The organism is Dickeya undicola (assembly GCF_000784735.1).
GTDB classification, from domain to species: domain Bacteria; phylum Pseudomonadota; class Gammaproteobacteria; order Enterobacterales; family Enterobacteriaceae; genus Dickeya; species Dickeya undicola.
Genome location: NZ_JSYG01000036.1, coordinates 41487 through 60893 on the forward strand (window position 1 = coordinate 41487; position 19407 = coordinate 60893).

18 protein-coding genes and 1 tRNA gene are annotated in these 19407 nt (G+C 55.8%); 12 read left to right on the forward strand and 7 right to left on the reverse strand.

The annotated features are described in order from the left end of the window. Positions 1–11: 11 nt before the first annotated feature. Positions 12–1043, reverse strand: coding sequence for an S-methyl-5-thioribose-1-phosphate isomerase (gene mtnA / locus OB87_RS17000; protein ID WP_033570595.1), 1032 nt, complete (start codon positions 1041–1043; stop codon positions 12–14). Between the two features lie 338 nt (positions 1044–1381). Between mtnA and mtnK the strand changes: the two genes are divergently transcribed. After that, a complete protein-coding gene (gene mtnK / locus OB87_RS17005) occupies positions 1382–2584 on the forward strand; it encodes an S-methyl-5-thioribose kinase (RefSeq protein ID WP_033570596.1) in 1203 nt (400 codons plus the stop codon). Between the two features lie 63 nt (positions 2585–2647). On the opposite strand, the gene fadE is transcribed toward mtnK, so the two are convergent. Further along, positions 2648–5092, reverse strand: a complete 2445-nt coding sequence (fadE, locus tag OB87_RS17010) for an acyl-CoA dehydrogenase FadE (RefSeq protein WP_033570597.1) — start codon at positions 5090–5092, stop codon at positions 2648–2650. A gap of 344 nt (positions 5093–5436) precedes the next feature. Here fadE and lpcA point away from each other — a divergent pair, with 344 nt between their 5' ends. Next, complete coding sequence (gene lpcA / locus OB87_RS17015) at positions 5437–6018, forward strand: D-sedoheptulose 7-phosphate isomerase (RefSeq protein ID WP_033570598.1); 582 nt, start codon at positions 5437–5439, stop codon at positions 6016–6018. Between the two features lie 61 nt (positions 6019–6079). Beyond that, positions 6080–6847: a class II glutamine amidotransferase gene (locus tag OB87_RS17020; protein ID WP_033570599.1), complete on the forward strand. Its 768-nt coding sequence runs from the start codon at positions 6080–6082 to the stop codon at positions 6845–6847. Here the strand turns inward: OB87_RS17020 and dpaA are convergent. Next, complete coding sequence (gene dpaA / locus OB87_RS17025; protein ID WP_033570600.1) at positions 6818–7540, reverse strand: peptidoglycan meso-diaminopimelic acid protein amidase; 723 nt, start codon at positions 7538–7540, stop codon at positions 6818–6820. The genes OB87_RS17020 and dpaA overlap by 30 nt on opposite strands. A gap of 315 nt (positions 7541–7855) precedes the next feature. Between dpaA and dinB the strand changes: the two genes are divergently transcribed. Beyond that, entirely contained in the window at positions 7856–8914 is a 1059-nt protein-coding gene (gene dinB, locus OB87_RS17030; protein ID WP_033570601.1) for a DNA polymerase IV, read from the forward strand. A 66-nt stretch (positions 8915–8980) separates the two neighbouring features. Here dinB and pepD read toward each other — a convergent pair whose 3' ends face one another. Together pepD and OB87_RS17040 are read right to left on the reverse strand one after the other, a co-directional pair. Beyond that, complete coding sequence (gene pepD, locus OB87_RS17035; RefSeq protein ID WP_033570602.1) at positions 8981–10441, reverse strand: beta-Ala-His dipeptidase; 1461 nt, start codon at positions 10439–10441, stop codon at positions 8981–8983. A gap of 245 nt (positions 10442–10686) precedes the next feature. After that, positions 10687–10881: a hypothetical protein gene (locus OB87_RS17040; protein ID WP_033570603.1), complete on the reverse strand. Its 195-nt coding sequence runs from the start codon at positions 10879–10881 to the stop codon at positions 10687–10689. A gap of 231 nt (positions 10882–11112) precedes the next feature. Here OB87_RS17040 and gpt point away from each other — a divergent pair, with 231 nt between their 5' ends. From gpt to OB87_RS17080, 8 genes are all read left to right on the forward strand, one after another. Next, on the forward strand, positions 11113–11571 hold the full coding sequence (gpt, locus tag OB87_RS17045; RefSeq protein ID WP_033570604.1) for a xanthine phosphoribosyltransferase: 459 nt from the start codon (positions 11113–11115) through the stop codon (positions 11569–11571). Positions 11572–11724: 153 nt separating this feature from the next. After that, entirely contained in the window at positions 11725–12975 is a 1251-nt protein-coding gene (gene frsA / locus OB87_RS17050; protein WP_033570605.1) for an esterase FrsA, read from the forward strand. A 101-nt stretch (positions 12976–13076) separates the two neighbouring features. Further along, positions 13077–13616, forward strand: a complete 540-nt coding sequence (locus OB87_RS17055; protein ID WP_033570613.1) for a YfiR family protein — start codon at positions 13077–13079, stop codon at positions 13614–13616. A 3-nt stretch (positions 13617–13619) separates the two neighbouring features. Further along, positions 13620–14888 carry a diguanylate cyclase domain-containing protein gene (locus OB87_RS17060; RefSeq protein ID WP_033570606.1) on the forward strand — a complete coding sequence of 423 codons (1269 nt, stop codon included), beginning with the start codon at positions 13620–13622 and terminating at the stop codon, positions 14886–14888. 156 nt (positions 14889–15044) lie between these two features. Further along, positions 15045–15404 carry a sigma factor-binding protein Crl gene (gene crl / locus OB87_RS17065; protein ID WP_033570607.1) on the forward strand — a complete coding sequence of 120 codons (360 nt, stop codon included), beginning with the start codon at positions 15045–15047 and terminating at the stop codon, positions 15402–15404. Between the two features lie 125 nt (positions 15405–15529). After that, positions 15530–16633 carry a glutamate 5-kinase gene (proB, locus tag OB87_RS17070; protein ID WP_033570608.1) on the forward strand — a complete coding sequence of 368 codons (1104 nt, stop codon included), beginning with the start codon at positions 15530–15532 and terminating at the stop codon, positions 16631–16633. Positions 16634–16643: 10 nt separating this feature from the next. Next, positions 16644–17897, forward strand: a complete 1254-nt coding sequence (proA, locus tag OB87_RS17075) for a glutamate-5-semialdehyde dehydrogenase (protein WP_033570609.1) — start codon at positions 16644–16646, stop codon at positions 17895–17897. A 155-nt stretch (positions 17898–18052) separates the two neighbouring features. Further along, positions 18053–18128 (forward strand) — tRNA-Thr (locus OB87_RS17080). 168 nt (positions 18129–18296) lie between these two features. Here the strand turns inward: OB87_RS17080 and OB87_RS17085 are convergent. Together OB87_RS17085 and OB87_RS21050 are read right to left on the reverse strand one after the other, a co-directional pair. Beyond that, positions 18297–18545 carry a helix-turn-helix domain-containing protein gene (locus OB87_RS17085; RefSeq protein ID WP_033570610.1) on the reverse strand — a complete coding sequence of 83 codons (249 nt, stop codon included), beginning with the start codon at positions 18543–18545 and terminating at the stop codon, positions 18297–18299. A gap of 642 nt (positions 18546–19187) precedes the next feature. Beyond that, positions 19188–19407 (reverse strand): hypothetical protein (locus OB87_RS21050; RefSeq protein ID WP_033570611.1); only part of this gene is annotated, 220 nt, incomplete at its 5' end.

Here is a 19407-nt window from a genome sequence, read left to right on the forward strand (position 1 = left end):
ACTTGCAACGCTCACTCAGCCAGCGAGCGCTGAAAAACACCGTGCTGGACTTGCTCTGGGGTGATCACACCGCAATCCAGAACCCAGCCGCTGATAAGCGCCGCTGGTGTGACATCGAACGCCGGGTTGTAAACCGGCGCGTCGTGCGGTGCCCACTGGCACTGACCAAAGCTGCCGGACACGCCAGTGACTTCGCGGGTGTCGCGCTGCTCGATAGGAATAGCATTGCCGTCCGGACAGTGCGGATCGTGGGTGGTATGCGGGGCGGCGACGTAAAACGGAATACCGTGGTAGTGCGCCAACACCGCCAGGCTGTAAGTGCCTATCTTGTTGGCGACGTCGCCGTTGGCGGCGATGCGGTCCGCGCCGACCCAGATGGCGTCGACCCGGCCCTGCGCCATCAGCGACGCGGCCATCGAATCGCAGATCAGATGATAGGGTATCCCCAGTTCGCCCAATTCCCAGGCGGTCAGACGGCCACCCTGTAGCAGCGGCCGGGTTTCATCCACCCAGACGTTTTCCACCTTGCCATGCTGGTGAGCACGCAGTATGACTCCAATTGCCGTGCCGACGCCCGCCGTCGCCAGCCCGCCAGTGTTGCAGTGGGTCAGCAGACGGCTGCCCGGTTTCACCAGCGCGGCACCGTTGTTGGCGATACTCTCGCACAGCGCTTTATCTTCCTCAATCAGCCGCAGTGCTTCCTGCGTCATGGCGCTGATGAAATCATCGGCGGCCAGCGCCTGCTTCATGCGGTCCAGATTGTTCATCAGGTTGACGGCGGTCGGGCGGGAAGCACGCAGCGTATCCAGCGCCTGCGCCAGTTGCGCCTGCGACAGACCCTGTTCCGCCAGTAGCGCCAGCAACAGGCTGGCAGACAGCCCGATCAGCGGCGCGCCGCGTACCCGCAGGGTGCGGATATGGTCGACCAACGCATCGGTATCCGGGCAATGGCACCAGATTTTTTCCTGCGGCAACGCCTGTTGATCCAGGATCCAGAGCTGATTATCAACGACTTTGAGGCTGGTGGTGTTAACGGTCTGCATGGGTGGTTAAATCCGTGTTGCGTTATTGCATCAGGATTCTTATTCTGCCAATATGCGATACAGAAGTATAGACGTCCAAACGTTTTTATGTCTATACCCTTCATACTTCAAGTTGCAGGTGTGTTGGCTGCCCTCTCTCACCCCAGTCACTTACTTGAGTAAGCGCCTGGGGACTAGCTCGGTTGCCGCGTTACAAGGCTCTAACGAGCCTTGCCCTAAAGGGCCAACGCATGGCGTTGTTCAACACGCGAGCGTGTTGTCCTGCAACTCGAATTATTTTGGGTATAAAGCTCGGCGTTGGTAACAAGCAAACACAAACGCATATCATGAGGTGGGTCATGTCGCTTTACCGTACTTTTAACGCGGACGATGCCGTGCAGTACGCCCGACAGTATGGCGGGGTTACCGATCCGCAGTCGTTGGTGACTGCCGATGAAATCGGCGACGGTAATCTGAATCTGGTGTTCAAGATTCGTGATACACAGGGTATCAGCCGGGTGATCGTCAAGCAGGCGTTGCCGTATGTCCGGTGTGTGGGTGAGTCCTGGCCGCTGACGCTGGATCGCGCACGCATCGAAGCGGAAACGCTGTTGGCGCACGCGCAGTATTGCCCGCAGCACACGGTAACGGTGCTGCATCATGATCCGGAGCTGGCGGTGATGGTGCAGGAAGATCTGTCAGATCATGAAATCTGGCGGCGCGAACTGGTGAAAGGACGTGACTATCCGCTGGCGGCGGCACAACTGGGGGAATACCTGGCGCAAGCGCTATTTCACCACACGGATTTCTACCAGTTGCCCCATGATAAGAAGGCGGCGGTGAGCCGTTTTACCAACCCGGAACTGTGCCAGATCACCGAAGATCTGTTTTTCACCGATCCCTACATCGATCATGAACGTAACCAGTTTGACCTGGCGTTGCTGCCTGATGTGCTGGCGTTACGCGATGACCAGCCGCTGAAATGCGCCGTCGCCGCCCTCAAACATGCCTTTCTGAGCAAAGCGGAAACGCTGCTGCACGGCGATATTCACAGCGGCTCGATTTTCGTGGCGGAAAACCGCCTGAAAGTGATCGACGCCGAGTTCGGTTTCTACGGCCCGGCGGGTTTTGATATCGGTACGGCGCTGGGCAACCTGCTGCTGAACTACTGCGGGCTGCCGGGATTGCTGCCACCACGTGAAGCGAGTGCCGCACGTGAACGGCGTCTGGAGGACATTGTGACGCTGTGGCAGACCTTCGCCAGCCGCTTTGCGGCATTAGGTCGCGAGAAAAGCCGGGATCCGGCGCTGACGGTGGCAGGCTACGTTGAGCGGTTCCTGCAACAGGTATGGCAGGATGCGGTGGGGTACGGCGGCACTGAGCTGATTCGTCGTACCATTGGGCTGGCGCATGTCGCGGACCTCGATACCATTGCCGATGCTGCTGCCCGTCAATCCTGTCAGCGTCATGCCATTCAGCTTGGCAAGACGCTGATTCTGGCCGCCGCACACATCGACGGCCCGGAAGCGTTGCTGGCTCGGGTGCGTCAATGCGGTGCCTGATTCGGATAGCCAATAGCAGAAAAATGGCGCCTCTGTGCAGACAGAAAAGGCACCATTATTGTTTCAGGCGGCGGTATCAGCAGGCAGTCGTCGCTCTGTCGCCGCCTTGTGCGCGCTCAGTGCGTCCGGTGCGAAGTCGTCAACGTTGATGGCACGCAGCCGACTGGCTTCCGCCTGCATCAATATGTCGGCTTCTTCCTGCGTGATCACGCCTTCCGCCAACCCATGTTCCGCCAGTTTATCCAGTTGCATGAAAGGTAACGGATGACCAGCGGATTGTGACAGCCGTTGATGGATAGGCTCGGCTGCCAAAATATCCTGCAACGATTGCTCCAGCTGTGCAGCTGGATGGTTAGCCCCTGTTTTAAGATACAGACCGCGCCCCAGTCGGCTGCGGGTCGCCGATGGCATTTGCAACAACCGCGCCAGTTGATGGTCCAGTTGGTCGGTGGGGGCCGGGCTGGTGCGGCCCAGCGGGAAGAGGATCGCCCGCAGCAGCCCAGCTACCAACCGGTTAGGGAAGTTACGCAGTAGCTCGGTTATCGCTTGTTCCGCCTGATGCAGACAGTCCTGCACGCCCCAGTGCACCAGCGGCAGGTCGGCTTGCTGACGGCCTTCCTCGTCGTAGCGTTTTAGCGTGGCGGACGCCAGATACAACTGACTCAGTACGTCGCCCAGCCGGGCGGAAAGACGCTCGCGGCGCTTCAGGCTGCCGCCCAGCACGCTCATCGACACATCCGCCAGCAGCGCCATATTGGCGCTCAGCCGGTTCAGACGTTGGTAGTAACGGCGGGTGGCATCGCTGACGGGGGCGTGACTGGTGCGCCCGTTGGTCAGCCCCAGCCACAGGCTGCGCATGGTATTACCGCCGATATGTCCCAGGTGGCCGAATAGCGCCCGGTCAAAGGCTTTCAGGTCGTTGTCCTGCGCCGCGCCCATCTCCTTCAGCACGTATGGATGGCAGCGGATAGCGCCTTGTCCGAAGATGATCATGCTGCGGGTCAGAATATTGGCCCCTTCGACGGTGATGGCGATCGGCGCGCCCTGATAGTGACGGGCGACAAAGTTGGACGGACCCAGGCAGATGCCTTTGCCGCCGGTGATGTCCATCGCGTCGATGATGCCGCGCTGGCCGCGGTGGGTGCAGTGGTATTTGACGATGGCGGACAGCACCGACGGCCGTGCACCTTGCATGATGCCGCTGGTGATAAGCGTAGCAGCAGCGTCCATCACGTAAGCGTTACCGGCCATGCGAGCCAGTGGCTCTTCAATGCCTTCCATTTTGCCGATCGGCAGTTTGAACTGGCGGCGAATGTGGGCGTAAGCGCCGGTCGCCAATGCCACGCTTTTCAGGCCGCCGGTAGCGTTGGACGGTAGCGTGATGCCGCGACCGACCGACAGGCATTCCATCAGCATCCGCCAGCCCTGACCCGCCATCTGCGGCCCGCCGATGATGTAGTCCAGCGGAACAAAAATGTTTTCGCCCTGCGTCGGGCCGTTCTGGAACGGGATATTAATCGGAAAGTGGCGGCGGCCGATTTTCACGCCTTCGGTACGGGTGGGGATCAGCGCGCAGGTGATGCCGATGTCGTCCCGGTCGCCCAGCAAGTGGTCCGGGTCGTACAAACGGAACGCCAGGCCCAACACGGTGGCGACGGGAGCCAGCGTAATGTAGCGCTTGTTCCAGGTCAGCCGCATTCCCAGCACCTGCTGGCCTTGCCACTGGCCGTAGCACACTACCCCTAAATCCGGGATGGCGCTGGCATCGGACCCGGCTTCCGGGCTGGTCAGCGCGAAACAGGGGATTTCGTCGCCACGCGCCAGCCGCGGCAGGTAGTGATCCTTCTGTTCGTCGGTGCCGTAGTGCTGTAGCAGCTCACCGGGACCGAGCGAGTTGGGCACCCCGACGGTGATCGCCAGAATGCTCGATACCCCGGCCAGTTTTTGCAGCACCATCGCCTGCGCATAAGCGGAAAACGCTAATCCGCCGTACTCTTTTTTGATGATCAGCGCGAAGAAGCGATGTTGTTTCAGGAACGCCCACAACACCGGCGGCAGGTCGGCGCGTTCGTGGGTGATTTCAAAGTCATTCGCCAGGCGACAAGCTTCTTCCACCGGTCCATCCAGAAACGCCTGTTCTTCCGGCGTCAGCGTCGGGCGGGGATAGGCGTGCAGGGTATGCCAGTTGGGCGCGCCGCGAAACAGTTCGCCTTCCCACCAGGTCGTACCGGCGTCAATGGCTTCTTTTTCGGTTTTGGACATCGGCGGCATCACACGCCGGAACACTGCCAGCGCCGGTGCGGAAAAAAACCGTTGCCGCAGTGGCGTCACCAGCAGCGGCAATAACAATAAGCCCAGCGGAATCAGCAGCCAGGCTGACCACAGCTTCAGCACCGCCATCGCGACGACCCAAAGTACAATCAACGCACTGCTCAGCCACAGTGACAACCGGTGGTAGAACAGAGCACCGATAAGCATCAAAACGATCAGGACACTGACTGCAACCATGGTTTTATTCTCCAGTCCGTATAATCAGTTCACGCTTGGTGGTCTGACCTGTTGGTATACTGTGGTTTTAGTTCAGTGAAATGTTTTTATCAATTCTTTTACAACGCAATTACAACTTGACTCACAAAGTCACACCCGAACGGCACTGCAGAGGCGTGATGCCGCCGTTTGGCAATTGTCTGCTTCTCGTGGTTTGGGTGATCCGCTACACTGCACGACAACACAGATTATGTCCCTTCATGCCGCTCTCGCTGGCGTAGCCTGACAACACCGCCTGCCGCGGCCCGTGCAGCATCTAAGGGACACAGCCTAAATATCATGATGTCATTGAATGAGAGGATTCCATGTACCAGGACTTAATCCGTAATGAGCTGAAAGAGGCGGCGTCCACGCTGAACACATTTTTAAGTGATGATGCCAATATTCAGGCGATTCAGGATGCGGCCGTTTTACTGGCGGATGCCTTTAAAGCGGGCGGGAAGGTGATTTCCTGCGGTAACGGCGGCTCTCACTGTGATGCCATGCACTTCGCGGAAGAACTGACCGGCCGTTATCGCGAAAATCGCCCCGGTTATCCGGCGATCGCCATTTCCGACCCGAGCCACCTGTCCTGCGTCAGCAACGATTTCGGCTATGATTTTGTGTTCTCCCGCTATGTGGAATCGCTGGGGCGCGAAGGGGACGTACTGCTCGGCATCTCTACCTCCGGCAATTCCGGCAACATCATCAAGGCGATCAGCGCCGCGCGCGCCAAGCGTATGAAAGTGATTACGCTGACCGGTAAAGACGGCGGCAAGATGGCGGGCACCGCCGATGTGGAAATTCGCGTGCCGCACTTTGGTTACGCCGACCGCATTCAGGAAGTGCACATTAAGGCGATCCACATTCTGATTCAATTGATTGAAAAGGAAATGGTCGGCAACTGATCGCCGGCCATCGCACACAGCAGCTCAAAAAATCAGACGCCGTTAATTAAAGGAATCGGACATGTGTGAACTGCTTGGGATGAGCGCCAACGTCCCAACGGATATCTGTTTCAGTTTTACCGGCCTGATGCAGCGGGGCGGCCGTACCGGGCCGCACCGTGATGGTTGGGGAATTACCTTCTATGAAGGCAACGGCTGCCGTACCTTCAAAGACCCGCTGCCCAGCTTCAATTCGCCGATTGCCGCACTGGTGCAGAACTATCCCATCAAGTCCCGTGCGGTGGTTTCGCACATTCGTCAGGCCAACCGTGGTGCCGTGGCGCTGGAAAATACTCACCCGTTTACCCGTGAGCTATGGGGCCGAAACTGGACTTTTGCCCATAATGGACAACTCAAAGGCTATCGCCGTTTGAAAACCGGCCATTTTCGTCCGGTTGGAGAAACCGACAGCGAATACGCCTTTTGCTGGCTGTTGTATCAGCTGTCGCAGCGTTATCCGCGCACGCCGTCCAACTGGCCAGCGGTATTCCGTTATATCGCCACGCTGGCGGATCAACTGCGTAAAAAGGGCGTATTTAATATGCTGCTGTCGGATGGGCAGTTCGTGATGGGCTTCAGTTCAACCAACTTGCACTGGATTACCCGGCGGGCACCGTTTGGCAAGGCAACGTTACTGGATGATGATGTGGAAATCGACTTCCAGCAGCAGACCACACCCAACGATGTGGTCACGGTGCTGGCGACTCAGCCGTTGACTGGCAACGAAACCTGGCACCCGATTGCGCCAGGCGAGTTCGTGTTATTTTGTTTTGGCGAGCGTGTAATTTGACTCAGGCTGACCGACGGGCGTGGACTGGTTAACCACGTACTGCCCGTTGAGCACCGACACCGCTGGGGGTTGGTGGGTCCGGTTGAAGTAGGCGTAACCCGGCTGCAGCTGACTCCAGAATTTGTAGTAGCTGGAGCGGCTGTGGCGCTTCATGTTCTGCTCGGTCATACGGAACGGATAAATCGCCAGCTCGACTTTCTGCTGCCCGTTGCGCAGTGCTTTCTCCACGTAAGTATAAATCTCTTCGATGTATTTGTTGGTCATGGCATAGCAGCCGATAGACACGCATTCACCGTGGATCATCAGGTAGCGGCCGGAATAGCCATGTGCGCGATCGTACTCGTTCGGGAAGCCGACGTTGATGGCGCGATAATAATGGCTGTCAGGTTTCAGTTGTTTTAAATCAACCTGATAAAACCCTTCCGGACTTTTAAAGTCGCCCTCGGTCATTTTGGGGCCGAGGCCACCTGAGTATTTACAGATCGGGTAACTTTGTACCAGCTTGTACTCACCGCCTGTTCTGGTGTAAAGCTCCAGTATCCGCTCTTCTTTGAAGATCTGAATATAAACCGGTGATCCTGCCACCTGCTGTTTCATTTCTGTCGTCGGTGACACCTGATTGGCGTAGCTGTTGCTGATGGCGACGGAAGGCAAAATAAACAACATCGCAAGCGAAAACGCGACTTTGTGCATCATTAATCCTGATTATTGGCGCTGTTTTTATCCGGTACGGTGTGTGGCGGCGGAGGTGCCGCTCCACAGTCTCTTCTCTGTCAGGCTTTGTCCTGCCATTAGGCTATGCCCCATAGCGGGGGATAGGCTGATGTCAAGTCGCGTAACCACATTATCACCGTATCCGTTTTATTCAGGAAGGAAAAAAGAATAAAAAATCGGACTATTCCGGCCAATAGCGCTCGCTGCCCGTTTTGATGCACTGGCACCTTGTCAGCAGAGGTGTTGCCTGTTGCAAAATCAATCTGTATATTTATACAGTAATCTGGAGGGGCGATGCGCAAGATAGTTCATGTCGATATGGATTGCTTTTACGCGGCGATAGAGATGCGGGATAACCCGCGCCTGCGTGATATTCCGCTGGCGATTGGCGGCAGTGCCGATCGGCGCGGCGTGATCTGCACCGCCAACTATCCCGCCCGTCGTTATGGTGTGCGCAGTGCTATGGCAACCGCCACTGCACTGCGGCTGTGCCCTCATTTGACGCTGCTGCCCGGTCGGATGGAGGTCTACAAAGCCACCTCCTACCAGATTCGGGAGATCTTTTCTCGTTACACGTCGCTGATTGAGCCACTTTCGCTGGATGAGGCTTATCTCGATGTGACCGACAGTCCGCACTGTGGCGGTTCCGCCACCTTAATGGCGCAGGAAATCCGCCAGACGATTTTTGACGAGCTGCACCTGACGGCTTCGGCTGGCGTCGCGCCAATCAAGTTCCTTGCCAAAGTTGCCTCTGAACAGAACAAACCCAACGGGCAGTTTGTGATTTCACCGGGGCAAATGGAGGCATTCCTGCTGGCGCTGCCGCTGGAAAAAATCCCTGGCGTCGGCAAAGTGACCGCCAAACGGCTGGCGGAATGTGGGCTACACACCTGTGCCGATGTTCGCCGTTATGCGCTGACCGAACTGCTGCGGGAATTCGGTAAATTCGGTCGAGTGCTGTGGGAACGCTGCCACGGTATTGATGAGCGCGAGGTGTCACCGGATCGTCTGCGTAAATCGGTTGGCGTTGAGAAAACGCTGGCACGGGATATTCACGACTGGACGGCCTGCGAAGCACTGATTGAACGATTATACGATGAACTGGAATTACGCCTGCGGCGTGTTCGCCCGGACCTGCATATTGCCCGACAAGGGGTAAAGCTGAAGTTCGACGATTTTCGCCAGACGACGCAGGAACATGTCTGGCCGGTGCTGAATAAACCCGATTTGCTGAGGCTGGCGCGGGAGAGTTGGGAGCAGCGCCGTGAAGCGCGGGGTGTGCGGCTAGTGGGGTTGCATGTTGCGTTGATCGACCCGCAACTTGAACGGCAACTGGTATTTCAGTGGGAGTAACGCCTTGCGGCGAGGGCATCGGCATTGGGCGGAGACGCCCGACGGAGCGGGCGTCTCCGGCGCGGGTTACGCGCGCTCTGGAATGGCTTTCAGCAGTGCGGTCAGCAGTTTCCAGTACTGGCCGACGCTTTCGATATGCACCTGTTCATCCGGCGAGTGCGGACCGGTGATGGTCGGCCCAATGGAAACCATATCCATATCCGGATACGGTTTCTTGAACAGACCACACTCCAGCCCGGCGTGGATCACCATGATGTTAGGCGTTTTGTCGAACAGCTTCTGGTAGGTTTCACGCACCAGATGCATCACCGGCGACTGGGCATCCGGCTGCCAGCCAGGGTAACCACCTTTGGCCTGGGTGTCGGCACCCGCCAGTTGACCCAGTGAAGTGAGCACGCTCACCACGTAGTCTTTGCCGCTGTCGACCAGCGAACGAATCAGGCAGTGAATTTCTGCCTGCGTGTCGGTCATGCCGACCACGCCGACGTTCAGCGAGGTTTCCACCACGCCTTTCACGTCGTCGCTCATGCGGATCACGCCATTCGGCGTGCTGTTCAGCAGGGCGATGAAACGATCTCGGCTGGCGGTGGTCAGCGCTGCCGCCGTGCTGTCTGTCGCTTCCAGCAGCAGGGTGATGTTCTTTTCCACCGTGGCGAGTTCGTGCTTCAGCACCGCCAGATAGGTTTGTGCCGCGGCGTTCAGCGCGTCCGCCTTGTCGGCTGATACCGCCAGCGTGACGGCACCTTCACGCGGAATGGCGTTGCGCAGCGTGCCGCCGTGCAGGTCGATGACCCGCAGGTCCAGTGCTGCGGCGTGCTGGGCCAGAAAACGCGCCAGCAGTTTGTTGACGTTGCCCAGCCCCAGGTGGATATCACAACCGGAGTGGCCGCCTTTCAGCCCTTTGATAACCAGTTTCAGCGTCTGATAACCGGCCGGAACCGCTTCGCGTTGCAGCGGCAGACGAGTCAGGAAATCAATACCACCGGCGCAGCCCATGTAAATTTCGCCTTCCTCTTCGGAATCGGTATTGATCAGGATGTCACCCTGTAGCCAGTTGGGTTGCAGGCCGAATGCGCCGTCCATACCGGCTTCTTCCGTCATGGTCAGCAGTACTTCCAGCGGACCGTGCTCCACGCTGTCGTCAGACAGCACTGCCAGCGCCGAGGCCATGCCGATGCCGTTGTCAGCGCCCAGCGTGGTGCCACGGGCCTTGATCCACTCGCCATCGATATAAGGTTGGATGGGGTCGGTGGTGAAGTCGTGCACTGTGTCGTTGTTTTTCTGCGGCACCATGTCCAGATGCGCCTGAATCACCACCGGTTTGCGGTTTTCCATGCCGGGCGTCGCCGGTTTACGCAGCAGAATATTGCCCACCTGATCGCGCTCTGTATGAAGACCGCGCTCCTGCGCCCACGACAGAATGTAAGCGGCTAACGCTTCTTCATGATAGGACGGATGCGGAATAGAACAGATTTTGGCAAAAATGTCCCACAGCGGCTGTGGGGAGAGTTGAGACAAGGCAGACACTATTTAAGCTCTCCAGTTAAGGCATCCACGCGACAGATGGCGTGCGATGCCGAAAAACCGTTATTGATCGCCTGAAAACGCAGGCTCGTCAGGAAAGAATAACACTTTCCCGCGATCGGGGAGAATGTCCACGACATAAGGATTATGCATGGCTAACGGGGATGGTGATGCCATGAAGGCGATGAATGTATCGTCGTGTGGCAGAATCAGAGGGAAGAGCGGTGATCTCTTCCCATGCCTGGTGATTAATCGTTGTGATGATGCTTATCAGGTACTGTGCTTTGCTGACGTATGGCTATCGGCAACAAGGTGGGTTGTCGCTGACGCAGCAGACGTAAGCTGACGCTCAGTTCGAAGCAAAGTAGCATCACTACGGTAATGATGAAGAAAGGGGCGAACACGTCCAGTTGTGCGAGGAGGAAACTGTCAAAAATCGTCATAGGTGTTCTCCTGGCTGTTTTTTGTTCTCCTTGTTTGTAACTTATATGAAACATGACGTCTAATAACTTTTTTACATTACGAATGGTTAATTAATTACGGTGAGTTACCATTTGTTAGTGTGCGCATAAATACTGGTTTTTGTCCGACCAGCTATCTATAATCTCGCGCAACCTTATTTTCCCCTTCTGACTCTGATTAAGCCGACTTCTCTGTTGGCTGGGATATGTTTTATGAGTGAAAAATACATCGTCACCTGGGATATGTTGCAAATCCATGCCCGTAAACTGGCTCAGCGTTTGCTGCCTGCCGAACAGTGGAAAGGCATTATTGCCGTGAGCCGTGGTGGCCTGGTGCCTGGGGCTCTGCTAGCCCGTGAACTGGGTATTCGAAACGTCGATACCGTGTGTATCTCCAGCTACGACCATGACAACCAGCGCGAGCTGAAAGTGCTGAAACGGGCTGAAGGCGATGGCGAAGGCTACATCGTGATCGACGATCTGGTGGATACCGGTGGCACCGCCAAAGCTATCCGCGATATGTATCCGAAAGCTCACTTTATTACTATCTTCGCCAAACCGGCTGGTAAGCCGCTGGTCGATGACTACGAAGTCGATATCCCGCAAGATACCTGGATTGAACAGCCGTGGGACATGGGTGTGGTGTTCATACCGCCTCTGGTCGGCCGTTAATCCCGCCTGATCGCTTCTGATACGCCCGGTTATGCCGGGCGTGTTTGTTTCTGTGAGCGAGATTACGCGCCGTATTTGTTTTTCACTGCTGCGGTTCGGTACACTTCCCCTTCTGCCGTTATCTTTCTTGTTTTATTCGTCCCGGAGGCTGCTGTGAGCCAGGCCAACCTGTCCGAAACCTTATTTAAACCGTCGGTAACGCATCAGGAAACGTCCACGCTGATCCAGCGTTCACGCAATACGGCTGATGTGGCTGTTATACAATCGGCACTGGAGGGGGAAAACACCCGCAACTGGTATCGTATGATCAACCGGTTGTTGTGGATTTGGCGCGGTGTGCACCCGTGGGAGATTGAAGAAGTCCTGGCGCGCATTGCCGCCAGCGAGGCGGAACGCAGCGATGATCAATTACTGGATACGGTCATCGGCTATCGGGGCGGCAACTGGATATACGAGTGGGTATCGCAAGGTATGCGCTGGCAACAACAGGCTGGGCAGTATTCGCAAGGCGAGCAGGCCGGACAGTGCTGGCTGAAGGCCGCTAACCTGTACAGTATCGCCGCTTATCCTCATCTCAAAGGCGATGAACTGGCGGAACAGGCTCAAACGCTGGCTAATCGCGCTTATGAAGAGGCTGCCGGTCACTTGTCTTATGAACTGAAAAGCCTGACCTTGCCGGTGGACGGAGGGGGGCAGGTGACCGCGTTCTTGCATTTGCCTGCTCAGGGGCAGGCACCGTTTCCGACCGTATTGATGTGTGGCAGCCTGGATACGTTGCAATGTGATTATCATCGTTTATTTCAGGACTATCTGGCCCCGGCAGGGATCGCAATGCTGACGGTGGATATACCGTCGGTAGGATTCTCTTCGCGCTGGAAACTGGATCAGGATTCCAGCTTTTTGCATCAGCAGGTATTGCAGGCTTTGCCGAATGTGCCTTGGGTTGATCATACCCGTGTTGGTGCTTTTGGTTTTCGTTTCGGCGCGAACATCGCGGTACGGCTGGCTTATCTGGAGGCTAACCGGTTGCGGGCGGTCGCTTGCCTGGGGCCGATCGTCCATCATCTGCTCTCGGATGCCCGGCGTCAGCAGCAGGTGCCAGACATGTTTATGGATGTGCTGGCGAGCCGACTCGGTATGACCTATTCCTCTGATGCGGCACTGTTGGTGGAAGTGGGGCGTTATTCACTGAAAACGCAGGGGTTATTGGGGCGGCGCTGCCCAACACCGATGTGTTCCGGCTATTGGAAGGACGACCTGATAAGCCCGAAAGAGGAGTCGACGTTGATCGTCAATTCATCGCTGCAGGGGAAATTGCTGTCGCTGAGTTTCTCGCCGGTGTATCAGTCGTTTCACCTGGCGTTGCAGCAGATGACCGACTGGTTGCGTCGCCAGTTGCGGTAGCCCTCGCATCATGTGAAAAAATTATGCCGCGGTGTCTGGTTCGTCGCCGCGGCGTCAGCTACTGTATGGCAATTTCGTTTCAACGGACGACCAGAGCTGACATGGTAGGAAAAGCGACGTTATTTGCCGTGATAGTACTGGCATCGATAGGAATTTGTCCCTCATTAAGAGCGCAGGCACCGCATGATGACCTGACACAGGTTTCGGATGCCGATGTACGCCGTACCGTCTCCGGGATCATCAGTTACTCCCACTGGCCACGCCTAACCCAGCTTCCCACGCTGTGTGTGTTCTCTTCCGCGCATTTTTTATCGGGGTTGACCATGCCGGTAGAGACGCAGGAAAAGCGACTCTTTAACACCATAATCATCAAAGACACTCAGGAGCTGTTTGCTTCCGATTGTGACGCGGTGTACTTCGGTGAAGAAACGGTTCCTGAGCAGGTGAATGTCGCCAGTTACGCTATTGGACACCCGCTGATGACTATCGCCGAACAGTCCCCCGACTGCCATGAAGGCAGTGCGTTCTGCCTGGTATTTATCGGGAAGACCGTCGGGTTCTCCATCAACATGGAGGCGCTATCTCGTACCGGGGTCAGGGTGAATCCGGATGCGTTAATGCTGGCCCGAGTCAGGAACTGAACCATGACGATTCCTGTACCACACGCTTATCGGCAGAAAACGTTCAGGCAGGCACTGACCCGTATCAATACGCTGGGGGTGGTGATCGCTATGGTGTTTTCATGGCTGTTGATTACCGTCGCCTCCATGTTCTGCTTCAAGCAATATGCTGAGAAAAACCTGCAACTGCTGGGGTATACCCTAAGTCGCAACGTCGAAGCGGCAGTGGTGTTTCGCGATGTGACGGCAGCAAACGAAACGCTAAGCAGTTTGGGGCTACAGGGGCAGTTCAGTAGCGCGTTGCTGACGGATGCTAAAGGCAAACTGCTGGCGCAATGGCGTGCGGAGAGCCTGACGGAGCCAGATTGGCTCAGTCATCTGACGTCAAAATGGTTGTTTCCCGGCAGTGTGATACAGCCCATTACCCACCGCGGCCAGCGAATCGGGTATCTGGAGATCAGCGGTGTGGACACGCCCGCCCGAAATTTTGTGTTCTTCTCGCTGGGGTCGTTGACCTTATGCATGTTGCTGGCGTCGTTGCTCGCCATCGTGATTTCCCGCCGCCTGCACCGCGGATTAATCCTGTCGCTGCATCATATTGCCGAAGTGGTGCATGACATTCGCGAAAACCGCCATTTTTCCCGCCGGGTGCCGACGGTTAAGCTTGCTGAGCTGGATGGCTTTGGGCGCGACCTTAACAGCCTGTTGGACGAGATTGAGTGCTGGCAGCGCCAGATGCAGCATGAAAATGATTCGCTACTCAGACATTCGCTACGTGACCCACTGACCGGGCTGGCGAATCGTACTGCGTTTCTTAGTGCGCTTGCCGGTGTCTTGCAGGACCCGCAATACCAAACCAATACAGCACTGTTGTTTATGGATGGTTACCGTTTCAAGAAAATCAATGACACCTATGGTCATGGTGCGGGCGATCAAGTGCTGCTGGCGGTAGCCAACCGGTTAACGCTCTGCGCATACCATCAGGATTTACCGGCGCGGTTGGCGGGCGACGAGTTCGCGTTGATTCTGGTGGGGGTACACGACATGCAGGATGTGCAACAACGGGTGGAGGCGATCCGGCAGGTTATGCTGGAGCCGGTTGTTCTGCCGGACGGGCAGGAAGTCGTCATGTCGCTCAGCATCGGTATGGCGCAGGCGTTGCCGTCGATGACGCCAGAAATGTTGATCGAACTGGCTGACAAGGCGATGTATCAGGATAAACAGCGTCAGCGTCGTCATGATTTTGAGCGTGTTTTACGCTATTTTGATGAAGATGCGATGGTGAATCAGTAGCGTTGCTTATCAATATGATGCACATTGGTGTGACACGGCTCGCGCCCTGAAACGTCGGATGCGAAAAAACTTGAACCCATGTGTGAAGTCCGGCAGGGTTGACCCATCTTCGAACACTGTGAATGCTTGGAAGTCTTCTGATTTAAGGAGGGTGTCATGGCAGTGAAAAGTAGGCTTATGAAGCGCTTTGCTTCGTTGGGGCCTTATTTGCGTGAAGGCCAGTGCGAAGAAAATCGTTTTTTCTTTGATTGCCTTGCGGTTTGTGTCAATGTAAAACCTGCGCCGGAAAAACGAGAATTTTGGGGCTGGTGGCTTGATCTGGAGTGGCAGGATCAAACCCTGTTCTATGCCTACCGTATCGGTCTGTTTGATAAGGCTGGCAACTGGTGCGAAGAAACGATCAACGATACTGAGGTACATGAGAAAGTGCTGGCTACCCGTGAAGATTTCCATACCCGCCTGCAGGCGCTGGTAGAACAACTCGACCCACCTTTTTCCCTCTCCGCACGACCATGATGCTGTCCGGCATCGCGCCGGAGCCTGGGGTTTTCGCGTTGTGCCGGTTGGCATAGCGCGTCTCTCCTGTTACAACGTTTTTTCATCCTTAATTATTTATTGTTTAACGCAACGGCAGAAAAATTATGAGTGGCAGCCAGACCTTGGTTGTAAAACTGGGCACCAGTGTGCTGACCGGCGGTTCGCGCCGTCTCAACCGTGCCCATATTGTCGAACTGGTGCGCCAGTGCGCCCAGCAACATGCCGCAGGGCATCGCATCGTCATTGTGACTTCCGGGGCGATTGCTGCCGGCCGCGAGCATCTGGGATACCCGGAGCTGCCACCGACCATCGCCACCAAGCAGCTGTTGGCTGCGGTAGGGCAAAGCCGACTGATTCAACTGTGGGAGCAGCTGTTTTCCATTTACGGCATTCACGTCGGCCAGATGCTACTGACCCGTGCCGATATGGAGGACCGCGAACGTTTCCTCAACGCCCGCGACACCATGCGTGCTTTGCTAGACAACCATATCGTCCCGGTGATTAACGAGAACGATGCGGTTGCCACCGCCGAAATTAAAGTCGGCGACAACGATAACCTGTCGGCGCTGGCCGCTATGCTGGCGGATGCTAACAAACTGCTGCTGCTGACCGACCAGGCTGGATTGTTTACCGCCGACCCGCGTTCCAACCCTGATGCCGAGTTGATCCGCGAAGTGCAGGGTGTGACCGACGAACTGCGCCAGATTGCGGGTGGTAGCGTCTCCGGCCTGGGCACGGGCGGGATGTCTACTAAATTACAGGCCGCCGACGTGGCGTGCCGTTCCGGTATCGAGGTAGTGATCGCCGCTGGCAACCGGGCTGGCGTGATTGCCGATGTGATTAACGATGTCTCGGTCGGTACGCGTTTTCACGCGCTGGAAACCCCGCTGGAGAGTCGTAAACGCTGGATTTTTGGTGCGCCGCCTGCCGGTGAGGTCATCGTTGATGACGGCGCACTGGCTGCCATGTTGGATCGCGGCAGTTCGCTGTTACCGAAAGGCATCCGCGAGGTGACGGGCAACTTTTCTCGCGGTGAGGTGATTCGTATCCGCAGCCTGAACGGGCGTGATCTGGCACATGCCGTTACCCGTTACAACAGTGACGCACTGCGCATGATCGCCGGGCATCACTCTCAACAGATTGCAGAGATTCTGGGTTACGAATACGGCCCGGTGGCCGTTCACCGCGACGACATGATCATTATTTAAGGAGCAGGCGATGCTTGAGCAAATGGGTAAAGCGGCTAAAAAAGCCTCTTATCAGCTGGCGGCGCTCAGTACCAGCCAGAAAAATCAGGCGCTGATGAGAATCGCGGATCTGCTGGAAGCGCAGCACGATGTGATTCTGACTGCTAACGAGCAGGATCTGGCGCAAGCCAGAACAAACGGCATGAGTGAAGCGCTGCTGGACCGCCTGCAACTGACTCCGGCGCGCCTGAAGGCGATTGCTGATGATGTGCGTCAGGTTTGCCGTCTGAACGATCCGGTAGGTGAAATCATCGACGGTCGCATTCTGGATAATGGCCTGAAACTGGAACGACGCCGCGTGCCGCTGGGCGTGGTCGGCGTGATTTATGAGGCCCGTCCGAATGTGACGGTAGATGTCGCCAGCCTGTGTCTGAAAACCGGTAACGCCGTGATCCTGCGCGGTGGTAAAGAGACGTATCGTACCAACGCGGCTACCGTAAAAGTGATTCAGCAAGCACTGACCGAATGTGGTCTGCCTGCTGCCGCGATTCAGGCAATTGAAAGCCCGGATCGTGAACTGGTTAACCAATTGCTGAAACTTGATCGCTATATCGACATGTTGATCCCTCGCGGCGGAGCTGGCTTACACAAGCTATGCCGCGAGCAGTCCACCATTCCGGTGATCACCGGTGGCATCGGTGTGTGTCATATTTATGTAGATGAGTCGATGGAATTCGAACCGGCGCTCAACGTCATCGTCAATGCCAAAACCCAGCGCCCCAGCACCTGCAATACGGTGGAAACCCTGTTGGTGCATCAGGGCATCGCTGCCGATTTCCTGTCGGCGTTGAGTGAACGTATGAAACAGGTGGGCGTCAGCTTACATGCTTGCCCGGCGTCGTTGCCGTTGCTGAGCGGTGGCCCGGCGAATGTCGTCGCGGTAGACGCCGCAAATTATGACGACGAATGGCTGTCGTTGGATCTGAACGTGAAGCTGGTTACAGGTATTGACGATGCTATCGATCACATTCGTGAGCACGGCACCCAGCATTCGGATGCCATCCTGACCCGTTCGCTGAGCCGTGCCGAGCAGTTCGTGCGCGAAGTGGATTCCTCGGCGGTGTACGTCAACGCCACCACCCGTTTTACCGATGGCGGTCAGTTCGGTTTGGGCGCGGAAGTGGCGGTCAGCACCCAGAAACTGCACGCCCGTGGCCCGATGGGGCTGGAAGCGCTCACCACGTACAAATGGATCGGTTACGGCGACGATTTGGTTCGCGCTTGATCCACATCAATGCCCGGCGGCTGTGTTTTCACGCCTGCCGGGTCAGTCGTTTAGAAAAGCATCAGACGGTATCGTGAAGTCTTGACTTGCCAGAACGATTTTACTAGTTTGTCACCCCGTAGTTCATCGTCACGCATTCGCAGGACGATCCCCACGCCGATATAGCTCAGTTGGTAGAGCAGCGCATTCGTAATGCGAAGGTCGTAGGTTCGACTCCTATTATCGGCACCATCTAAATCAATAAATTACCACAATTTCCTGAATCGACTTTTACGCTGGGGTTACACCGGGGTTACGTTTCGCTGTGTGTTGATCCGGGTTTACTGGCGTTGTGAACAGGCTCGAATCGCTATCGTGCCGGGCGGGTTGTTTGTGTTTATCTACCAACGATATGCGGGGTTAACTCAGCGGCTTGAGCCTGAAAGGGATGCTATTAAGCACCTGAGTGGGGTCAAGCGCCAGCAAACGAGCCAGTTGAACAAACTCCACCACATCCAGCCTGCGTTCCCCGTTTTCGACCTTGGCAATAAACGATTGTGGGCGTTCCATCGCCTGCGCCAGCATTTCCTGTGTGATGCCTTTGGCGATACGCGCTTCACGCAGCGTTTTGATAACGAGTTGATATTCAGCGGTGTAGGTGGAAGCCATGCGTTGAGTCTCGAAGGCTGGTCTGGTGCTGCTGGCGGCATATGGCGAAGAGATGGCAAGGAGCGGTGATTATGCCGGGCAATAGCCGAAAAATGCCTCCGTAACATGAGTCGATAGAAGGAGAATCCCTTCAGTCAGGGAACATCCTTACGGACTAATGAGAATATATAACTAATTGTTCTTATTTGGAAAATACAGTGGTTTTTTTCCTCGCCGCAAAAAAAACGTTTTTAGGAAAAAGCGCTGCCAGTGTGGCTGTTGCGGCGTTAATGGTTTGATGCAGCTTGCGTTGTCATGGGTATGATTTTATTTTTGCTTTTTTTGTACGAAAGAGCAGCTCGCCGGTTAGAGGAGGGCGCGGTGGAAAAAATGAGCAAGTTTTGTACCTGAATAAGTGACTGGCAGGGCGCATTTTTGTGATGATGCCGGGACGGTGTGATGCGGGCTTTTAGCCTGCATGGTGAAGTAAAGAAAAAGCACATTTGGCAATAGCCAACACCACCTTATTTAATTCAATGCATCAGACGTTCTGTGACAGATAATCGCGAATATCCCCACCGAATAACAGGCTGAATCACTTGACCAAGCTTGACCATTTCACTGTTATTATTTTTTTGATTATCAATAATATTTTTCAACATACTACTCGTAGTCTTGTTGTGACAGCAGTGTGCATAAAGGGTCGATAATATATCTGCTTATCATGTTGGTCTGCCTCGAGTAGTTGATGAGGTTATCTGCTAGTATAGCGGTGAGCTTATGCCTGATTAATTTTAAGGCGGCAACAGCGATGATGTTGAGGTGGGGATTAGGGACAGCGATTAGCAAACGAATATGAACATAGAGGGTGTAATTAAAATTG